The organism is Lacticaseibacillus baoqingensis (assembly GCF_003946165.1).
Taxonomy (GTDB): domain Bacteria; phylum Bacillota; class Bacilli; order Lactobacillales; family Lactobacillaceae; genus Lacticaseibacillus; species Lacticaseibacillus baoqingensis.
Window position 1 is genome coordinate 1 of record NZ_RHOI01000073.1, and the last position, 1,732, is coordinate 1,732.

The following is a 1,732-nucleotide window of genomic DNA, read 5'->3' on the forward strand; positions in this document are numbered from 1 at the left end:
TTCCTCCTCGTATAGTAAAAGTTGTATCAAGTTCAAAGTTGTTCAGTCGACTTGAGCGTTGCGTGATATCCTCTAGTTGTTCATTGGATCTGGGTCCAACTGGTCTAGGCTTTCGTCCTCCTGTAGCTGAAGCAATCCAGACTACAAATTGAGTCTGCCTCCCAGATGAATGGTACTAAGCGCACACCACAAGCTGTAGGGCTAATAGTGGTTGGTGATGACTCACGTTTCATCACGCAGCTCAACGACTAGTAGCGGACTACTCATACCGCGAGGAAGCACTGACCATTCATAATTAGGGGATATCACGCAGCACCCAAGTCTTCTCCAATCAATCTGACAAAGAAAGGAGGTCCAGTCCTATGAACTTGAATGTTGGTATTGATGTTTCTAAAGCTAAATTAGATTTCTGTGGGATGGATAGCAATCAGAATGTTGTCTTCCAAGACTCTGTCGCCAACCGCCCTGATGGCGTTAAAGCCATCAAACAAGATATTTTAGACGCCGACAAGAAGCTCACTTATGAACGGGTCATTGTAGGCCTTGAAGCAACGTCGGTATACAATGTCTTAGCCTCTTACGAACTGACCAACGACGACAAACTCGAAGCGATTGGCATTGAGGTCGTCACCTTGAATTCCAAGATGACTCATCGTTTCAGTCAGGTGTATGACCAGGATAAAACGGACTCAGTTGACGCCCGCAATATCGCCGACTTCTTACGTGTTGGCCGATATCAAGTGCCAGTGCCTCGTGATGAACGCCACCTCGCACTTCAGCGGTTGACTCGTGAACGGTTCCATCTGACTAAAGAGATTACGTGGTGTAAGAACCACTTTCTCAATAATCTGTACTACAAGATGAATACGATCGACGCCGAGTTACCAACGTCAGTTTTCGGTGCCACGATGATGACGGTTTTGACCGATGAGCGATACTCGCTGGATGAGCTTGCGGAGTTACCGCTAGAACAACTCACAAGCGATCTCAACACCCTTGGTCATGGTCGCTTCGGTGATCCCGAAGCCGTCGCTAAAGCGTTGAAACGTTCAGCACGCGACTCTTATCGACTCGACAAGCAAGTCATGGATTCTGTGAATCTCGTCTTGGGCATGTACGCCAACGAGATCCGCATGTTCAGTCAACAGTTAAAACAACTCGATAAGAGTATCGCCGCTTTGTGTGAAGCGACACCTGAAGCGAAGTGTTTGCGGAGTATTCCAGGCATCGGCCCAGTTTACGCCGCTGGCATCATCGCCGAGATCGGTCAACCCGAACGTTTCAAGAATGAAGCTAGTCTAGCCAAGTACGCTGGCCTGGTTTGGCGTAGAAGCCAATCAGGCAACACTGAGCGCCAAGCAACGCCGCGTGTCCACAGCGGGGATCAATATCTGCGTTATTACCTAGTTGAAGCTGCCAATTCAGTAAGAACGCACGATCCAGTATTCGAAAAATACTACAACAAGAAATATCGGGAGGTTCCAAAGTATCAACATCGTCGCGCCAGTTTATTGACCGCTCGCAAGCTCGTGCGTCTGGTTCTCACTTTGATGAAGAACCATCAATTGTACGACCAAGCGAAATTGGTCTAGCGTGACTGGTTAAGTTTAGCGATACACTTTCCCGCAACCGAAAAACAACAAAGTCGCGGGCTGGGGGTAGTATACGCTCAACTACCCAAAAATATTTCTAGAACCTCACCTCATTCACTTGACTGTTCACCACAAGACTC

Annotated in this window: 1 protein-coding gene; it reads left to right on the forward strand. The window is 47.9% G+C overall.

The window, feature by feature from the left end; genetic code table 11:
• Positions 1 to 362: 362 nt before the first annotated feature.
• Positions 363 to 1,592, forward strand: a complete 1,230-nt coding sequence (locus tag EKM91_RS13690) for an IS110 family RNA-guided transposase (protein ID WP_125754444.1) — start codon at positions 363 to 365, stop codon at positions 1,590 to 1,592.
• Positions 1,593 to 1,732: the final 140 nt, after the last annotated feature.